This is a genomic window from Lysobacter panacisoli (assembly GCF_009765165.1).
Taxonomy (GTDB): domain Bacteria; phylum Pseudomonadota; class Gammaproteobacteria; order Xanthomonadales; family Xanthomonadaceae; genus Lysobacter_J; species Lysobacter_J panacisoli.
In genome coordinates, this window is the sequence record NZ_VLNU01000001.1 from 2,712,029 (window position 1) to 2,729,952 (window position 17,924).

General features: G+C 67.9%; 17 protein-coding genes. 2 read left to right on the plus strand and 15 right to left on the minus strand.

Annotated features, from left to right (window positions below; all coding sequences use genetic code 11):
- Positions 1–52 precede the first annotated feature (52 nt).
- Positions 53–2,995, plus strand: coding sequence for a diguanylate cyclase (locus FOF45_RS12610; RefSeq protein ID WP_233264227.1), 2,943 nt, complete (start codon positions 53–55; stop codon positions 2,993–2,995).
- An 88-nt stretch (positions 2,996–3,083) separates the two neighbouring features.
- Positions 3,084–3,401, plus strand: a complete 318-nt coding sequence (gene sugE / locus FOF45_RS12615; RefSeq protein WP_158985397.1) for a quaternary ammonium compound efflux SMR transporter SugE — start codon at positions 3,084–3,086, stop codon at positions 3,399–3,401.
- A gap of 155 nt (positions 3,402–3,556) precedes the next feature.
- Here sugE and FOF45_RS12620 read toward each other — a convergent pair whose 3' ends face one another.
- The 15 genes from FOF45_RS12620 to FOF45_RS18485 all read right to left on the minus strand — a co-directional run bounded on the left by FOF45_RS12620 (position 3,557) and on the right by FOF45_RS18485 (position 17,912).
- Positions 3,557–4,606 carry a lipid A deacylase LpxR family protein gene (locus FOF45_RS12620; protein ID WP_158985399.1) on the minus strand — a complete coding sequence of 350 codons (1,050 nt, stop codon included), beginning with the start codon at positions 4,604–4,606 and terminating at the stop codon, positions 3,557–3,559.
- Between the two features lie 267 nt (positions 4,607–4,873).
- Complete coding sequence (locus FOF45_RS12625) at positions 4,874–5,419, minus strand: sugar O-acetyltransferase (protein WP_158987487.1); 546 nt, start codon at positions 5,417–5,419, stop codon at positions 4,874–4,876.
- 17 nt (positions 5,420–5,436) lie between these two features.
- On the minus strand, positions 5,437–6,087 hold the full coding sequence (gene rnt, locus FOF45_RS12630; RefSeq protein WP_158985401.1) for a ribonuclease T: 651 nt from the start codon (positions 6,085–6,087) through the stop codon (positions 5,437–5,439).
- Positions 6,088–6,185: 98 nt separating this feature from the next.
- On the minus strand, positions 6,186–6,953 hold the full coding sequence (locus tag FOF45_RS12635; protein ID WP_158985403.1) for an HvfC family RiPP maturation protein: 768 nt from the start codon (positions 6,951–6,953) through the stop codon (positions 6,186–6,188).
- Entirely contained in the window at positions 6,940–7,812 is an 873-nt protein-coding gene (locus FOF45_RS12640) for an HvfB family MNIO-type RiPP peptide maturase (protein ID WP_158985405.1), read from the minus strand. Before FOF45_RS12640 ends, FOF45_RS12635 begins: the two co-directional genes overlap by 14 nt.
- Positions 7,813–7,843: 31 nt before the next feature.
- Complete coding sequence (locus FOF45_RS12645; RefSeq protein ID WP_158985407.1) at positions 7,844–8,236, minus strand: HvfA family oxazolone/thioamide-modified RiPP metallophore; 393 nt, start codon at positions 8,234–8,236, stop codon at positions 7,844–7,846.
- A gap of 373 nt (positions 8,237–8,609) precedes the next feature.
- A complete protein-coding gene (gene phoU / locus FOF45_RS12650; protein ID WP_158985408.1) occupies positions 8,610–9,320 on the minus strand; it encodes a phosphate signaling complex protein PhoU in 711 nt (236 codons plus the stop codon).
- 143 nt (positions 9,321–9,463) lie between these two features.
- On the minus strand, positions 9,464–10,279 hold the full coding sequence (gene pstB, locus FOF45_RS12655; protein WP_233264141.1) for a phosphate ABC transporter ATP-binding protein PstB: 816 nt from the start codon (positions 10,277–10,279) through the stop codon (positions 9,464–9,466).
- A gap of 34 nt (positions 10,280–10,313) precedes the next feature.
- Positions 10,314–11,213 (minus strand): phosphate ABC transporter permease PstA, encoded by a 900-nt coding sequence (gene pstA, locus FOF45_RS12660; RefSeq protein ID WP_158985412.1) that lies wholly within the window; start codon positions 11,211–11,213, stop codon positions 10,314–10,316.
- Positions 11,213–12,184 carry a phosphate ABC transporter permease subunit PstC gene (gene pstC / locus FOF45_RS12665; RefSeq protein ID WP_158985414.1) on the minus strand — a complete coding sequence of 324 codons (972 nt, stop codon included), beginning with the start codon at positions 12,182–12,184 and terminating at the stop codon, positions 11,213–11,215. The genes pstA and pstC overlap by 1 nt, the downstream gene beginning before the upstream one ends.
- Before the next feature lie 212 nt (positions 12,185–12,396).
- Positions 12,397–13,485 carry a phosphate ABC transporter substrate-binding protein PstS gene (pstS, locus tag FOF45_RS12670; RefSeq protein ID WP_425481923.1) on the minus strand — a complete coding sequence of 363 codons (1,089 nt, stop codon included), beginning with the start codon at positions 13,483–13,485 and terminating at the stop codon, positions 12,397–12,399.
- Between the two features lie 700 nt (positions 13,486–14,185).
- Positions 14,186–15,289: a phosphate ABC transporter substrate-binding protein PstS gene (gene pstS, locus FOF45_RS12675; RefSeq protein WP_158985418.1), complete on the minus strand. Its 1,104-nt coding sequence runs from the start codon at positions 15,287–15,289 to the stop codon at positions 14,186–14,188.
- A 105-nt stretch (positions 15,290–15,394) separates the two neighbouring features.
- Positions 15,395–16,678, minus strand: coding sequence for an OprO/OprP family phosphate-selective porin (locus tag FOF45_RS12680; RefSeq protein WP_158985420.1), 1,284 nt, complete (start codon positions 16,676–16,678; stop codon positions 15,395–15,397).
- Between the two features lie 122 nt (positions 16,679–16,800).
- Positions 16,801–17,433, minus strand: a complete 633-nt coding sequence (gene nth, locus FOF45_RS12685) for an endonuclease III (protein ID WP_233264229.1) — start codon at positions 17,431–17,433, stop codon at positions 16,801–16,803.
- Between the two features lie 77 nt (positions 17,434–17,510).
- A complete protein-coding gene (locus tag FOF45_RS18485) occupies positions 17,511–17,912 on the minus strand; it encodes a hypothetical protein (RefSeq protein WP_325063856.1) in 402 nt (133 codons plus the stop codon).
- Between the last annotated feature and the right edge of the window lie 12 nt (positions 17,913–17,924).

Sequence of the window (17,924 nt, forward strand, 5' to 3'; positions counted from 1 at the left end):
AGCGCTCGGGCTGGCCGCATGCTGTCTGGTCGCATGCTGCCTGGCCTGGCTGATGCCGCTCGCGTCGTGGGCGTTCGCCGCGTCCGGACCGCCGCCACTGCGCGATTACGTCGTCGATGCGTGGACCTCGCGCAACGGCCTGCCGCACAACTCGCTGCGCGACATCGCGCAGACACCGGAAGGCCACCTGTGGTTCGCCACCTGGGAAGGCGCGGTGCGCTACAACGGCATCGACTTCACCGTGATCGGGCGCGGCACGCATCCGGCGCTGCGCGACAACGGTATCGGCGCGCTCTACGTCGATCCGCGCGGCCGCCTGTGGCTGACCGATTCGCGCGGCAACCTAGGCCGACAGGAACCCGACGGGGAATGGCGGTTCTGGGAACGCACCGGCGCATGGCCGCAGGCGCTGATCCTGGACATGGTCATGGACGGCAAGGGCCGGCTGTGGCTGCTGTTCGAAGGCCACGGCATGGGCCGCCTCGATCCCGACAACGGATTCGAATACTTCGCGCCGCCCGCGGGCGTTCCGCTCGCCGCCGCTTTCCCGCGCATCGCCATCGACGCGCAGGAGCGCATCTGGATCGGCGCTCTCGATGGCCTGTCGATTCGCGAACCGGACGGCCGCTGGCATCGCGCGCCGGCCGAGTGGGGACTTCCAGACGGACTGGTCTGGCCGTATCGCGCGCCCGACGGCTCGCTGTGGCTCACCGCGGACGAGCGCGTGTTCGAAGTGCGCGACGGAACGCCGCGACTGGCGCAGCACCTGCCGGGCCTGGGCCACTTCACCGCGATGCTGCGCGACCGCAACGGTGGGCTGTGGCTGGGCACCGAGAACCACGGCCTGGTCCGCATCGGCGGGCACGGCGTGGAATGGATGCGCGCCGGCGACGTGCTGCCCAACGGGCGCATCGCCAGCCTGCTCGAAGACGCCGAGGGCAACATCTGGATCGGCGCCAACGGCGGTCTGTTCCGCCTGCGCGAAACGCTGTTCGGCCGCTACACGCGTCGCGACGGGCTGTCCGGCGACTACGTGCGCGCGGTGATGGAAGATCGTCACGGCGGCTTGTGGATCGGCGGTGGTGGCGGGCTGGACTACATGCATCGCGACGGACGCATCGAACCGATGCAGCTGCGCGCGGACAACGGCGACGGTGTGTCGGTGCTGAGCATCGCTGAAGGCCACGATGGCGATGTCTGGGCAGGGACGTTCGCCGACGGCGTGTTCCGTCTGCGCGAAGGCAGCCTGCTGCGGCACTACGGTGTCGAGGAAGGCCTGCCGGGCGGCCACGTGCGCGCGATCGCGGTCGACGACGCGGGCGTGGTCTGGGCCGGCACGCACCGCGGACTGGTCACGCTGGACGGCGCTGGCGAGGCGCGGACGCCCGCGATCGCGGGGCTGCCGAAGGGGTTGATCACCGCGCTTGCGAGCATCGACGACGCGTTGTGGATCGGCTCGGTCGAAGGCGCCAGCGTGTTGCGCGACGATCGTGTCGAACGCATCGAAGTGGAAGGCCTGGGCGGCGCACGTTCGGTGTTCGGCTTCAATGCCGTCGGGCGCGACGTGTGGATTTCCACCGATCGCGGCCTGTACCGCCATCGCGACGGACGCACGGTGCGCGTCGGGCTCGAACAGGGCCTGCCGGTCGACACCGTGTTCCAGCTCGTTCCCGATCTTCGCGGCCATGCCTGGATCACCAGCAACCGTGGCGTGCTGCGCGTGTCGCTGGACGCATTGCGCGACGCTGCCGACGGCACCGCGCTGCCGCTGCGCGCGGAGCGCTACACCGAGGCCGACGGACTGGCGAGCGCACAGGGCAACGGCAGCTCGTCGCCGTCGGCGATCCTGCGCCACGACGGTTCGGTGTGGCTGGCAACGGCGGGCGGCGTGAGCATGGTCGATCCGGCGCGGATGGAGCGTTACGCGAATCGTCCTCCGCCGCCCGCGGTGATCGAGGACGTCAGGCTCGGCAGCACGGAGTTCCCGTGGCGCGACCGGCGCGACGTGCCCGGCGGGCAGCGCCTGAGCGTGTCCTACGTCGGTCTGAGTTACGTGCTTTCCGATCGCATCCGCTACCGCACGCGGCTGGTCGGCATGGATGACCAGTGGATCGAGCGCGGCACGCAGCGCACGGTCGAGTACATCGGATTGCCGCCGGGCGATTACGTGCTGCTGGTCGCGGCGGCGCATCCGAGTGGCGCATGGAGCACGCAGGTCGCGAGCTGGGCCTTCACCGTCGAGCCGCTGTGGTGGCAGCGCAGCGACACGCGCGGGCTGTTCGCGATCGCGGTACTGCTGCTGTTGTTCGCGTTGTACCGCTATCTGTTGCAGCGCTACCGCACGCGCAACCAGCGCCTGGTGAAACTGGTCGCCGAGCGCACGCGCGATCTGGAATCGCAGGCCGAACAGCTGCGCGCCATCGACCGCGACCGCGTGCAGCTGCTCGAACGCCTGCGCGAACAGGCGGCCGCCTACGGACGGCAGGCGCGCGAGGACGTGCTGACCGGCCTGCCGAACCGCCGCCGCTTCGACGAAGTGCTCAGGCGCGACATCGCCGTGGCGCATCGCGGCGCACATCCGCTGTGCCTGGCGCTGATCGACCTGGACCACTTCAAGCGCATCAACGACACCCATTCGCACAGCGTCGGCGACACCGTGCTGCGCGAGGCCGCGCGGTTGATGTCGGTCGACAGTCGCGAGGCCGACCTGCTCGCGCGCCTGGGCGGCGAGGAGTTCGCGCTTCTGCTGCCGGACACGACGCTGGAAGATGCGATCGCGATCTGCGAGCGCCTGCAGCAGACGTTCCGCGCGCACGGATCGTGGGCCGGCATCGACGGCCTGAACGTGACGTTCAGCGTGGGCGTGGCCGAATGCCGCTTCGACGACACGCCGGCGCGCCTGCTGGAGCGTGCCGACGCGGCGATGTACCGCGCCAAGAACCTCGGCCGCAACGTCATCTGCTACGACGAGAACCCGCCGCAGGCGCGGCTGTGAAATAATCCGCGTGCAGCAGGAAGCGGGGACGACCCCGCCGCTCCATCATCGTCAGGGGACGGCCCCGCATTCGATTGGAGACACTGCCATGCCCTGGATCATCCTCGTACTCGCCGGCCTGTTCGAAGTGGGCTGGGCGATCGGCCTGAAATACACCGACGGTTTCACCCGCCTGTGGCCCACCGTGGGCACGGTCGCGGCGATGGCGATCAGCCTGGGCCTGCTCGGTATCGCGATGAAGTCGCTGCCGGTCGGCACCGCGTATGCGATCTGGGTCGGCGTCGGTGCAGTGGGCACCGTCATCCTCGGCATCGTGCTGTTCCAGGAGCCGGTGAACGCCCTGCGCATGATCAGCGTCGGCCTGATCATCGCCGGCCTGATCGGGTTGAAGCTCGCTTCGCCGTGAGTGGCGCCCTCTCTCCCCTTGCGGGAGAGGGATAGGCCGCCGAAGGCGGCCAGGGAGAGGGGTAGCACGCGCTGCGCACGCACCCCTCTTCCGGCGCTTCGCGCCACCTTCTCCCGCAAGGGGAGAAGGGAAAGCAAAGGCTCGCTCTATTGCGCTCAGAACGCGCGACTGATCGTGAAGCTGCCGAACACCGGCGTCTCGCGCTGGCCGTCGTACTCGCGGGTGCCGTGGTAGCGCGCCAGCGCGAACTTCCAGCGATGCCGCATCAGTGCCACGCCGTAGCCGATGTTGGCAACGGCGTGGCGCTTGTCGACGCTGTGGCTGTCGCGGAAGGTGTTGCCGTCCAGCGTGATGTCGTACATCACCCAGCGCGTGTCGAACGTGACGAACAGGTGCGCGCCGGGCGTGTACTGGCTCTGCGGCTCGCGTGTGGGCGCGGTGTTCTCGCCGGCCGGGCGCAGCGGCGTGCTGCCGAAATCGTCGGGCAGGTTGCGGCCGAAACGGAATTCCGCACCGGCGTTGAGGTACGTCGCCAGGTTGCCGAGGCTGCCGCCGTAGTGCGCGATCGTGTCCCAGCCCCAGCCGCGCGCGCCGTCGCTGGACGAAAAGCGATGCATGCGCTCGTGGATGATGCGGAACACCGGTTCGTTCTCGAGCTGGTTGTCCCAGCCGCGGAACTTCTCGCTGCCGGTGACCTGGTGCACCGCGTCCTGCGCTTCCTTGCCCAGCGCGGCCGGGCCGACCAGGCCGAACTGCAGCTGCGTGGTGCGCAGACGGTCGCCTTCGCGCGCGTTGTAGCCCAGACCGACCAGCAGCGCCGCCACGTACGGGCGGTCGTCCTCGATCAGGTCGCTGCGACTGAAATCGGTGGGGGTGAAGATGCCCTGCGCGAACGTCGCGATCATGTTCTGCTGCTCGAACGTCTCGGGCTGCAGCGCGTTGAGGTGGCGGTTGACCCAGCGCGCCAGGCGCGGGATGCAGGGATCGTCGGTGTAGTCGCGCAGGTTCGGCGAGACCAGGGTGAGCTGCACGCCGTTGCTGTAACCCTGGTCCTGTCCGCCGAGCAGGTCGTTGTCGACGCGCAGGTTCACGATGGGCGGCAGGCGGGTGGGGCCGTCGGTGCATTCCTCGCGGCCGTGCGCGTGGACGGCGCCGGCACAGGCATAGGCGATGACGGCCGGGAGCAGCCATCCGGTGCGGTTCATGGAGCGGGTTTTCCGAAGTCTGATGACGACAGCGCCGCGGCCGTCGTGGAGGCCGCGGCAAAGCTGCCGGTGGGGGCGCACAGGATGGCATCGCGCCTGCGTGGCGGCGATGCAGCGCCTGCGACGGAGCATTCCAGCAACGCTTCTTTAAAACGGTTTTAAGGTCGCGGTCGAAGCGCGGAGGATTGTCGGCGCTGGGGCACTACCGCGGAATGGCCGAGGGCGGCGACATGGCGTTGCCGCGTGCGAACCAATGCAGCGTGGACGTCAGCCTGCGGTGCGAACGGCCCGGGCCGGATTGCCCGCCACGGTCGCGCCGGCGGGAACATCGCGAGTGACCACGCTGCCCGCGCCGACCAGCGCATCGTCGCCGATGCTCACGCCCGGCAGGATGATCGCGCCACCGCCGATCCACACGTTGCGCCCGATCCGCACGGGACGACCGAACTCCCAGCCTTCGCGGCGCACGTCCGGATCGCGCGGATGATCGGCCGTGTAGATCTGCACCGCGGGACCGATCTGCGTGCCGTCGCCGATCTCGACTTCGACCACGTCGAGGACCACGCAGTTGAAGTTGAGGAACACGCCGCGGCCGAGACGCAGGTTGAAGCCGTAGTCGCAATGGAACGGCGGGCGGATCTCACTGCCGGCTCCGACCGCGCCGAGTCGTTCGGCGAGTAGCGCGTGGCGTTGCGCGGGCGTCATCGACAGCGCCGCGTTGTAGCGCACCATCCACTCGCGCGCGGCGGCCTGCGCCGTCTGGATCTCCACGTCGTCGGCGCGATAGAGCTCGCCGGCGAGCATGCGCTGCATCGGCGTGGCGTGTCCGCTCACGTTCCCTGGGCGTCCGCGATCGGCAGCGGCGATGGCCACGCGTTGACGATCTTGCAGAACAGCTGCGCGGTGCGCTCGGTGTCGTAGACGGCCGCATGCTGCTCGTCGCTGTTCCAGTCCAGCCCGGCGGCCTGCACCGCGCGCGCGAGCACGGTCTGCCCGTACGCGACGCCGGCCAGCGTGACCGTGTCGAACACGCTGAATGGATGGAACGGGCTGCGCTTGTGGCCGCTGCGTGCGATCGCCGCGTTGAGGAAGTTCAGGTCGAAGTGCGCGTTGTGGCCGACCAGGATCGCGCGCTGGCAACCGTGCTTCTTCACCGCCGCGCGCACCGGTGCGAACACCGCTTCCAGCGCGACGCGTTCGGGCTTGGCGTCGCGGAACGGATGATCGATGTCGATGCCGGTGACTTCCAGCGACTTGGGGTCGATCTCCAGTCCCTGCGCCGGAACGACATGGCTGCTGGTGATGGGGCCGACGACCAGCAGGCCGTTCTCGTCGATGTCGATCGGCGCCACCGCGATTTCCAGCAGTGCGTGGCGGTTCCAGTCGAAGCCGCCGGTTTCCACGTCCACCACGACCGGCAGGAAGCCGCGGAATCGCGTGGCGAGCGGGGAGGGTGCTGCGGCGGTATCTGCGTTTGGCATGACCTAGCGTAACAGACGCGTCACGAACGACCTCGCGCGCGAGCGCAGTAGTGTGCGCGCGGTTACGTACGACGGCGTGTGCTAGCGGTAACCCCGGCTCATTCCGGCGCGGTCGCGATGCCCGGAATCACGCGCGCCTGGCGCATCTGCAGCAGCAGGGCGCGGCCGTGCTCGACGAACGCGGCGACATCGTCGCTGCCGGCTTCGCGGGCAAGCGCTTCGAGTTGCATGCGTCCGCTGAGGTGCGGCGCTTCTTCCATACGCTGCAGTAGGCGGAACGCCAGCGGGCTGAGTTCGGAGAAGCGCACCGTGCCGTCGTCGTCGCGGCGCACCAGCAGCAGCGTCGGCGTGGGCGGCGGCGTCGCCGGGCGGTGTTCGGGCCCGATGCGGTGCACGGGCCACGCGTAGGCGAGCGGCCACGCCAGCGGCGACAGCACCGGCCGACCGTCGAGCAGGTCGCCGTCGGCGTCGTGCGCGGGCAATGCGGCGTCGCTGATCTGCAATGCCAGTTCGACCCACTCGTAGTGCGCCAGTTCGGCGAGGAACGGCGGGTCGAGCGGTTCGATCGTGTCGAGGAAGCGGATGAATTCGCGCCCCAGTTCGGTGAACAGCGGTGTCTGGCAGCGGTGGTCGCGGAAGAACGCATGCACCAGCGCCTGCCACTGCTCGTCGTCGAGCAGCGTGCGGATCACCGGGAAATTTCCGGCGAGCAGGCTCTCGACGTTGTTGAACAACAAATCGCGATATACCGCCAGGCGACGGTACTCGATGCCTTCCGGTGCGGGGACGTGGGCGGGATCGCGCAGGTGCCGCGTCAGCGAGAGCTGTTGTGCGCGCAGGCGTTCGGGGGCTTCAGGCGCGTGCATGCAGCGTCCCGGCACCGGCGTGGTCGCGCATGCGCTGGCGCACGACGTCGAGTTCGCGCAGCAGTTCGACGTACGGCGGGACGTTGAAGTCGCGTTCCAACAGTGTGGGCCGCGCACCGAAGCGTGCGTACGCCTCGCCGAGCAGGTCCCACACCGCGTCCTTCACCGCCGCACCGTGCGTGTCGACCTTGAGGTCCTCGGCTTCGTCGTAGTGGCCGGCGACATGGAAGTACGCCACGCGATCCACCGGCATCGCCGCGAGGAACGCGTGCGGGTCGTAGCGGTGGTTGATCGCATTGACGTAGACGTTGTTGACGTCGAGCAGCAGGTCGCAGTCGGCTTCGGCCAGCACGGCGTTGATGAACGCCGCTTCGTCGAGTGCCTGCTGTCCGCGATCGATCGGCACCGTCGCGTAATAGGAGACGTTCTCCACCGCGATGCGCCGGCCGAGGATGTCCTGGGTCTGGCGGATGCGTGCGGCGACGTGATGCACCGCTTCCTCGGTGAAGGGAATCGGCAGCAGGTCGTAGAGGTGGCCGTCGTCGCTGCAGTAGCTCAGGTGTTCGCTATACAGCGCGACGCGGTGGCGTTCGAGGAAGCGGCGCACGCGCACCAGGAAGGTCTCGTCCAGCGGCGCGAAGCCGCCAAGCGAGAGCGACAGTCCGTGGCACGCCAGCGGATGGCGCGAAGTGAGTTCGTCGAGCGCGTCGCCGAGCTTGCCGCCGACGCCGATCCAGTTTTCCGGCGCGCATTCGAGGAAGTCGAAATCGCCCGGCGCGGCCGCCTGCAGCGGACCCAGCAGGGTCCGCCGCAGGCCGAGGCCGGCGGCATCGGGAGGGAGCGTGCGCGGTGCGCTCATGCGGTCCTTCGATGCGGGCCGTTGCGGCGACTTACATCGAACCGCCGCACTTGCCTTCGCCGCACTTGCCTTCGGCGTCCGCCTTCTTCTTGTCGGCGCCGCACTTGCCTTCGCCCTTGGCCTTGAGCTCGTCGGCGCTGAGGAAGCCGTCCTTGTTGGCGTCGTGCGCGGCGAACTTGCTGGTGTCGCCCTTGTGGGCGGCGCCGAACTCGGCCTGCGAAACGCGGCCGTCCTTGTCGGTGTCCATCACCTCGACGCCGCACTTGCCTTCGCCGGCCTTGGCGCCGTCACCTGCGCTGAGCATGTAGCCCGACGCCAGCTCGGTCATCGCGAAGGCCGAGCCCGACAGGGCCAGTCCACCGGCCAGGGCGGCGCCGGCGACGAGTACGACGGACTTGCGGGACTTGCTGTTGCTGTTCGACATGACGTTGAACTCCTGTGACGCGATGCGGGGGAACCCGCGGGACATTGGCCCGGGTCCGGGCCGGGGAACGATGGCAGGGGAAAGGCTATCGCGCAGTGAACATTGCGATGGAACGAATCGCGCGCACGCCGAGGCGTGGAATGATGCGACGCAGCACGCGCGGTGGGCAGCGTGGTTCACGGCAAGTCAGGGAATGCGCGTGGCGCTGGAATGCACGGCTGGGGGGCTGCGTGCTCATGGGGGGCGTCCTCTCCGACGCGCCACTGTGCCGGTTGCGCCCGCCCGGCGCATAGGCCATGAGTCGTGGCACCGACGTACGGCGATCCGACGCGGGGCCATCGCCCGCGTCGGATTCAAACTTCGTTCAGACGGCTCAGGGGGCCGCGGTGGTGCTGCTGTCGTCGCGCTTCTCGCGCGGCGGCAGGGCTTCCTCGCCGCGCACCAGGAACCACACGTTCTCGGCGATGTTGGTCGCGTGGTCGCCGATGCGCTCGATGTTCTTGGCCATGAACAGCAGGTGCGTGCACGGCGTGATGCTGCGCGCGTCTTCCATCATGTAGGTGAGCAGCTCGCGGAACAGGGCGGTGTAGGCGACGTCCAGGTCGGCGTCGCGGGCGCGCACGCGCTGGGCCAGTTCGACGTTGTTGTCGCGGTAGGCGACGAGCACGTCGCGCACCTGTTGCACCGCGAGCGTGCCGATCGCGTGCAGGCCGCTCACGTGCGGCAGCGGCGGCGACAGGTTGAGCGCGGTGGAACGCTTGGCCACGTTGGCGGCGTAGTCGCCGATGCGCTCGATGTCCGAGGCGATGCGGATCGCGGCGAGGATTTCGCGCAGGTCGCGCGCCATCGGCCCGCGCAGGGCCAGCTTCATCACGTCGTGGCTGACTTCCTGTTCCAGCGCGTCGATCGCCTCGTCGTTGGCGATGATGCGCTCGGCCGCCCTGTCGTCGCGGCGCTGGACCACGTCGAGCGCGGCCTCCAGCTGCGATGCGGCCATCTCGCCCATGCGCAGGGTTTCGTTGAGCAGTCGGCGCTGCTCGTCGTCGTAGCTCTTGACGATGTGGTCGTGCATCTGGGTGCTCATGTGTGTGGTGTCCGTCTTAGTGCTTCTTCAAGCGCTTGGTTGCCATCCCTGGCGCAACGCTGCAGGCTCCGGTCCGCCCGGCCCGGCCATCCGTGGCCGGGCGTTCGGCAGGCCGCGCGGCAGTGCCGCGCGAGCGGCCTGCCTCACCCAAACCGACCGGTGATGTAATCCTCGGTCTGCTGCTTCGTCGGATTCGAGAAGATCGTCTCCGTCGTGCCGTGTTCGATCAGGTCGCCCAGGTACATGAAGGCGGTGAAGTCGGACACGCGCGCCGCCTGCTGCATGTTGTGGGTGACGATGACGATGGTGTAGTCCTTCTTCAGCTCTTCGACCAGCTGCTCGATGCGGCTGGTGGAGATCGGGTCCAGCGCCGAGGTCGGCTCGTCGAGCAGCAGCACGTCCGGGCGCAGCGCGACCGCGCGTGCGATGCACAGGCGCTGCTGCTGGCCACCGGACAGGCCCAGCGCGCTCTGGCCCAGCTTGTCCTTCACTTCGTCCCACAGCGCGCCCTGGCGCAGCGCGTGCTCCACGCGGGAGTCCATCTCGCTGCGCGAGAGCTTCTCGTGGTGGCGGATGCCGTAGGCGACGTTCTCGTAGATCGTCATCGGGAACGGCACCGGCTTCTGGAACACCATGCCGACCTTGCTGCGCAGGCGGTTCATCGGATAGCGCGCGTCGAGGATGTTCTCGCCGTCGAGCAGCACCTCGCCGCGGGCTTCCAGCTTCGGGTACAGCGCGTAGATGCGATTGAAGATGCGCAGCAGCGTGGACTTGCCGCAACCGGAAGGGCCGATCAGCGCGGTGACGCGCTTCTCCGGGATCTCCAGGTTGATTTCCTTGAGCGCATGGAACTTGTCGTAATAGAAGTCCAGGCCACGTGCGGCGAGCTTGACCGGCGACGCGACCGCGCTCGTGGCGCTGCGCTGCGGAGTAGCAAGGCTGATGCGAGCGTCGTTCATGGCCGGGGTCCGCGGGAAGTTCGGGGTCGTGAGGTCAGTCATGGCTGATTCTGTTGCGCAGCACGATGGCGCGAGCCACCAGGCTGATGAGGAGGACGAACACGGTGAGCACCAGCGCGCCGGCCCAGGCCAGCACCTGCCACGATTCGTACGGACTGCCGGCGAACTGGTTCATCACCACCGGCACGGACGCCATCGGCTGCAGCACGTTGGTGCTCCAGTACTGGTTGCCGAAGGCGGTGAACAGCAGCGGTGCGGTTTCACCGGAGATGCGTGCCAGTGCGAGCAGCACGCCGGTCACGATGCCGGCCGACGCGCTGCGGTAAAGCACCTGCATGGTCACCTTCCACTGCGGCACGCCGAGCGACAGCGCCGCTTCACGCATCTGCGCCGGCACCAGGCGCAGCATTTCGTCGGTGGTACGCACCACCACCGGCAGCACGATGAAGGCCAGCGCGATCGCACCGGCGAGCGCGGAGAAGTTGCCACCGCTCTGCATCACCACCAGCGTGTAGACGAACAGGCCCAGCACGATCGACGGCGCCGACAGCAGGATGTCGTTGACGAAGCGCACCACGGTGCCGATCTTGCGCGCGTGGCCGTATTCGGCCAGCCACGTGCCGGCGGCGATGCCGAGCGGAGTGCCGATCAGGATCGCGATCAGGCACATCACGGCGCTGCCGAAGAACGCGTTCATCAGGCCGCCTTCCTGCATCGGCGGCGGCGTGTTCTGGGTGAACAGCGCCAGGTTGATGCCGCCGATGCCCTTGGAGATCAGGGTCCACAGGATCCAGCCGAGGAAGAACAGGCCGAACACCGCGGCGGCGCAGGCCAGCAGGATGGAGATCGCGTTGAAGATGCGGCGACGGCGATACAGCGCGTCGGCGACCTTGAATTCGTGCGCGGTCTTGGTGGTGACGGTGGGCGCGCTCATCAGTTGCCCTCCTTGCGCGAGAGCTGCAGCAGCATGAAGCGGGCGACTGCCAGCACCACGAAGGTCACGATGAACAGCACGAAGCCGAGCAGCAGCAGCGCGGAGCGGTAGGTTTCGGTCGCTTCGCCGAAGTCGTTGGCGATCAGCGCGGCGATGGTGGTGCCCGGCTCCAGCAGCGACGGCGAGAAGTTGACGCTGTTGCCGATGACGAAAGCCACCGCCATCGTTTCGCCGAGCGCGCGGCCCAGGCCGAGGAAGATGCCGCCGATCACCGCCGAGCGGGTGTAGGGCAGCACGATGTCCCAGCTCACTTCCCACTTGGTCGAACCCAGCGCGTAGGCCGACTCCTTCAGGCGCGTGGGCACCGTCAGGAACACCTCGCGCATCACCGAGGAAATGAAGGGGATCACCATGATCGCCAGCACGATGCCGGCGGTGAGCATGCCGATGCCCAGCGGCGGTCCCTGGAACAGCGCGCCGATCACCGGCCACGTGCCGAGGTTGTCGTTGAGCCACGGCGTCACGTATTCGGTCATCACCGGCACGAGCACGAACAGGCCCCACATGCCGTAGATGATCGACGGGATGCCGGCGAGCAGTTCGATCGCCGTGCCGATCGGGCCACGCGCCCAGCGCGGCGCGACCTCGGTCAGGAAGAACGCGATGCCGAAGCTGACCGGAACCGCGATCAGCATCGCCACCAGCGCGGTGACCACGGTGCCGTAGATCGGCACCAGCGCGCCGTACTTGTCCTCGACGGGGTTCCACTCGGCGCTGATGAAGAAATCCAGGCCGGAGGTGGCGAGCACGTGGCGGCCGCCCCACAGCATCGACAGCGCGGCGCCGGCCAGCGCGATCAGCACGAACACCACCGTGCCGGTGAGGATCAGACGGAACGTCCGGTCGTTGCGCGCGTCCTTGATGTCGCGCGCGTCGCCTTGGGCCGTTGCGGGGAGGGTGGTGGCGTTCATTCGTTGGAAGTCTTGTGGCCGGGCTCGGTCGTGTTCATTGCAACCTGTCGTCCTTTCCGCTTCGTGTCGTCATCCCGCGAAGGCGGGAATCCAACAGTCGGGCTCATCGCGCACTACGGAAGGCGGAATCGGATCGGATACCTGGATCCCCGCCTTCGCGGGGATGACGCACTGGCAAAGGCGCTCGCGCGTTGCGCGAGCGCACCAGTGCCTCACTTGAACTCCGCCGCCCAGTACGCCTCGACCTGCTGCACCAGCGCCGGCGGCAGCGGCACGTAGTCCAGTCCCTGCGCCTGCGCCTGGCCGTTCTCGAACGCCCACTTGAAGAAGGCGCGCGTGTCGGCACTGCGCTTGGCATCCTTGGGCTGCTTGTACATCAGGATGAAGTTGGTGGCGGTGATCGGCCATGCGTCGGCACCGGCCGCATTGGTGATCACCAGGTTGAAGTCCTTCGCGCTGGCCCAGTCGGCGCCCGCGGCGGCGGCCTGGAAGCTCTGCGCGTTGGGCTGCACCCAGTTGCCCGCGGCGTTCTGCAGCGATGCGTAGGCCATCTTGTTCTGCAGCGCGTAGGCCAGTTCGACGTAACCGACCGAACCCTTGATCTGCTTCACGTACGAAGCCACGCCTTCGTTGCCCTTGCCGCCGACGCCGCCCGGCCACTGCACCGACGTGCCTTCGCCGACCTTCGCCTTCCAGTCGGCGCTGACCTTGGACAGGTAGTTGGTGAAGTTGAACGTCGTGCCCGAACCGTCGGAGCGATGCACGATGTTGATCTTGGTCGACGGCAGCGCCACGCCCGGATTCACCGCGGCGATGGCGGCGTCGTTCCAGGTGGTGACCTTGCCCATGAAGATGTCGGCCAGCAGCGGACCGGTGAGGCGCAGCTTGCCCGCCTCGATGCCTTCCACGTTGATCACCGGCACCACGCCGCCGATCGCGGACGGGAACTGGCCCAGGCCCGCGCTCGCCAGCTCGTCGGACGGCAGCGGCTTGTCGGAGGAACCGAAGTCGACCGTGCCGGCCTTGATCTGCGCGATGCCGCCGCCGGAACCGATCGACTGGTAGTTGACCTTGGCGCCGGTGGCCTTGTTGTAGTCGTCCGACCACTTCGAGATCAGCGGATAGATGAACGTCGCGCCGGCGCCGGTGATCTGCGCGGCGACCTTGTCGCCGGCCGGAGCGGCAGCGGTGGACGCGGTGTCGCCTGCGGGCGCCTGTGCGTTTTCGCCTGCAGGCTTGCAGGCGGCGACACTCAAGGCGATGGCGAAGGCGAGGGCGGCGATACGGGCCGTCGGGTTCATGCGCAACTCCGGTGGGAGACGTGTGTGGGGATCCAGGCTCGCGGCCCGGGCTGCGCCATTTGATGATCTTTTTGTTACAGCCCAATGACATCTGGCCGTCACATTTCTGTAGCTATCGACGTGCGGGGCTCTTCCGCGCGCCCAGTTATGATGCGAAGGCCTCGTAGCCCGGGTAAGCGAAGCGCACCCGGGAGCCGCCGCCGCTGTTCCCGGGTGCGGCCTGCGGCCTTACCTGGGCTACGGGGCGGGAATCCGGGCGCCACGCTCGATGCTCCGGGCCCGGAGCCCGGCGATCCGTATACCGAGCCCGGTCTTTGGCGTGTCCAGCTCGACATTCCGGGCGCCTGGACTCGGCGTTCCGAGCTCTAAGCCCGGTGAGCCGAGCAATGAGCCCGGCGCTCCGGGTTCCATGCTCGACGCTTCGGACGTCGTGCCCCGCGCTCCGCGCTGCGGGCCCGGTGCCCGGAGCACCGGAACTCGACACGCCGAGCACATGGCTCGGCGATCCGGCCTACGCGCGCGGTGCTCCGGGCTTCCGATGCCGCGTCCGGAGTCCCCGAGCCCGAGGCTCCGAGCGTTGCGCCCGACGCGTCGGGCCGCAGGCGTGACGGGTGGCGTTCCGAGCCCGGCGAACGGCGCGCCCAAACGAAAAAGGCGGGCCCGGAGGCCCGCCTTTCGTAAGACGCGATCCGCGGAGGGATCAGTACTTCATGTTCGCCGACCAGTAGGTCTCGATCTGCTGCACCAGCGCGTCCGGCAGCGGGACGTAGTCCAGCGCCTTGGCCTGCGTGTCGCCGTTGGTGTAGACCCAGCGGAAGAAGTCCTTGGCGTTCTTGGCGCCGGTGGCGTCCTTGGGCTGCTTGTACATCAGGATGAAGTTGGTGGCGGTGATCGGCCACGAATTCGCACCCGGAGCGTTGGTCATCACCAGGTAGAAGTCCTTGGCGTTGGCCCAGTCGGCGCTGGCGGCGGCGGCCGAGAAGCTCTCGTCGGACGGCAGCACGAAGTTGCCGGCGGCGTTCTTCAGGCGCGAGTAGGCCATCTTGTTCTGCAGCGCGTAGGACAGCTCGACGTAGCCGATGCCGCCGACGATCTGCTTGACGTACGCGGCGACGCCTTCGTTGCCCTTGCCACCGATGCCGACCGGCCACTTCACGGCGGTGCCTTCACCGACCTTGGTCTTCCACTCCGGGCTGACCTTCGAGAGGTAGTTGACGAAGTTGAAGGTGGTGCCCGAACCGTCCGAACGGTGCACGACGGTGATCTTGCGCTCCGGCAGCTTCACGCCGCCGTTGAGGGCGACGATCGCCGGGTCGTTCCACATCTTGATCTTGCCGAGGAAGATGTTGGCGAGCGTGTCGCCGTCCAGCTTCAGCGCGCCCGAGGCCACGCCCGGCACGTTGACGACCGGCACCACGCCGCCGATCACCGACGGGAACTGGGCCAGGCCGTGCTGGGCCAGCTCTTCCGGCTTCAGCGGGGCGTCGGACGAACCGAAGTCCACCGTCGCGGCCTTGATCTGGGCGATGCCGCCGCCGGAACCGATCGACTGGTAGTTGACCTTCTTGCCGTTGGCCTTGGCGTAATCGGCCGACCACTTCGACATCACGGGATAGACGAACGACGCGCCGGCGCCGGTGACGTCGGCGGCCTGCGCGTTGACCGCGAAGGCGCCGGCCAGCGCGATCGTGGCGAGGCGGAACTGGATGGACTTGAACACGTTGCTCTCCTGGAGTGACGACGGGCCTGGCCCGTACGCCGGGCATTTGATAACCGTTGGATGACAGCGCCGGGACGGATACATGACAGCGGTGTTACGGCGCAGGGCTTCGGACGGGCGGCAGGTAAAAAAATGGGCGCGACCTGGTGGTCGCGCCCGAGGGGGGAGGAAGCGGATGCAGCGTCGCGATTACCAGTACAGCTGGACGCGGGCTTCGATGATGTTCGGGTTGTCGTCGACCTTGCGGTTGACCAGCACGTTGTTGTTGGCCGGGTTGTCCGCGTACGGCGCGGCCGGGGTGCGCACGAAGTAGCGCGAGCTGTCGACCATCACGTAGTTCAGCATGAACTTGAAGTTCGAGCGCCAGTACCAGTTCACGCCCACCGTCCATGCATCCATCTGGCCGCCAAGCGCACCGTCCACGGCCGAAGCGGCGATCGGGGTCGCGCCCGGGATGACGGTGCCGTCGTCCAGGTCGATCGAGTCGAAGCGCGCACCGACCTGCCACAGGCCGCTGGCGGGCTGGTCGGGGAGCGGGGTGGTCGGCACGCCGTCCTTGTAGCCCCAGGTCTCGCCGGTGATGTTCCACAGGCCGCTGACGTACCAGGCGCTGCTGTCGAAGTCCTTCGACTGGCGCGGGTTGCCGTTGTTATAGCGGTCGAGCGAGTTCTGCATGTACTCGCCCTGCAGCTTGAACGGACCGGTGACCCACATCACTTCGCCGCCGATGGTCTGCTGGCGATCGACGTTGGTCATGTTGCCGGCATCGACGATGCGCTGGCCGGCCAGGTCGGCCTGCGGACGGGCGCGCACGCGCACCGTGTCCTGGAAGGTGTCGAAGTCCATGTACGACAGGCCGAAGTGCAGGATGCTGCCCTTGTCGTTGATCGGCGCCCAGTTGCCGCGCACACCGAAGCCCGGGCCGTGCGGCGTCGGAGCCGGATGCTCGGTCAGCTCATGGGTGAAGTAGCTGGCGGTCAGGCCCCAGTCGTTGGTGCCGTAGTGGTAGGCCGCGCCGAGGCGACGTGCCACGCCGTAGGTGTTGGTGACGGCGGCCTTGGAGATGAAGTCGTTGTTCTTGGTCGACGACAGCTCTTCCAGGCTGTTGGGCTGCTTGAACTGGCCCAGCTGGAAGTAGTGGTTCGCATCGCCGCCCAGCTTGTACTTGGCGTTGACGTCCAGCCACTTGTCGGCCTTGGCGTCGTAACCGACGACCCAGTCGATGTTGCCCGGGCCCTTGCCCTTCAGCACCAGCTCGGCGCGGCGCAGCTCGTTGTCGCTGTCCTGGCCGTCCGGCAGATCGGAGTTGAGGTTGGCGAAGTCGCTGTCGAAGTAGTTGTAGTCGGCCTGGACCAGGCCTTCGAACGAAACCTCGGAGTTGCCGATCACATCGAGGGCGATTTCGGCATGCGCGGCGGGCGCGACGAGAGCGGCGAGCAGCGCGACGGAAAGGGTGCTGCGGGACAGTTTCATGGACATAGCCCTGAGGCAGTGAGAAGACGCTGCGCAGGCTATGGTGTGAAGGTTGCGTAAATGTGACAGCGCTGACTTATTTCTGCCCGATGACGCAAACGTGACGCTGCTCCGACGAACGGTCACATGGCGACGGGTTCGGGTTCGCCGGGCGTCTTGTCGGGAAAACGGCACAGGTCGCGCAGCACGCAGTGGGGGCAATCGGGCTTGCGCGCCTTGCACACGTAGCGGCCGTGCAGGATCAGCCAGTGGTGGGCGTCGTGCAGGTAGGCCGGTGGAACCACCCGCAGCAGTTCGTCCTCGACCGCCCGCACCGTCTTGCCCGGGGCCAGTCCGGTCCGGTTGGCGACACGGAAGATATGCGTGTCCACCGCCATCGTCGGTTCGCCGAAGGCGGTGTTGAGGACCACGTTGGCGGTCTTGCGGCCGACGCCGGGGAGGGCTTCGAGCGCTTCGCGGTCGCGCGGGACCTCGCCGCCGTGATGTTCGATCAGCTGTTGCGCCATCGCCACCACGTTGGCGGCCTTGGTGTTGTACAGGCCGATCGTCGAGATGTAGGGCTTGAGTCCCTCCACGCCGAGTTTGGCGATCGCCTGTGGCGTGTTGGCGACGGGAAAGAGTTTGCGCGTGGCCTTGTTGACGCCGACGTCGGTCGCCTGCGCGGACAGCGTCACTGCGACGAGCAGTTCGTACGGCGTGCGGTATTCCAGTTCGGTGACCGGCTTTGGATTGAGCGCCTTGAGCCGCGCGAACATCGTCTCGACCTCGGCGGGCGTCAGGCGCGCGTTGCGACGCGTGCGCTTGGCCGCGGTCTTCTTCTTCGTCGTGGCGGTCATGGCTTGTGTCGTTCGGCCGCTTTCGCGCGTGCACGGGCGAGGGCGGCCGCAGCGGCCGAAGGCAAGGCCGGTGTAGCGGGAACGCTCGCGGAGGCGGCTGCCGGTGCGACCGGCGCGGCGCGTTGTGCGGAGCGTTCCTCCGCACGACGTTGCAGTCGCGCATTGCGATGGCGGTAGCGTTCGCGTGCGTCGAGCGCGCGCTGGCGCTGGTCGCGCGCGGCATGCACGAAGGCGCGGCATTCGTCCGTGCACTGCGCGCATTCGTGTGCATCGAACAGGCCGCGTTCGATCGCCGCATCGATGTCGTCGCGCATCAACGCGCCGACGACGACATGCACGGGCGCATCCGCGTTGCATGCGCAACGCGGGCAGGGCGTGGTCACGACAGGCGCGCTCATGCGGTGTTGCGG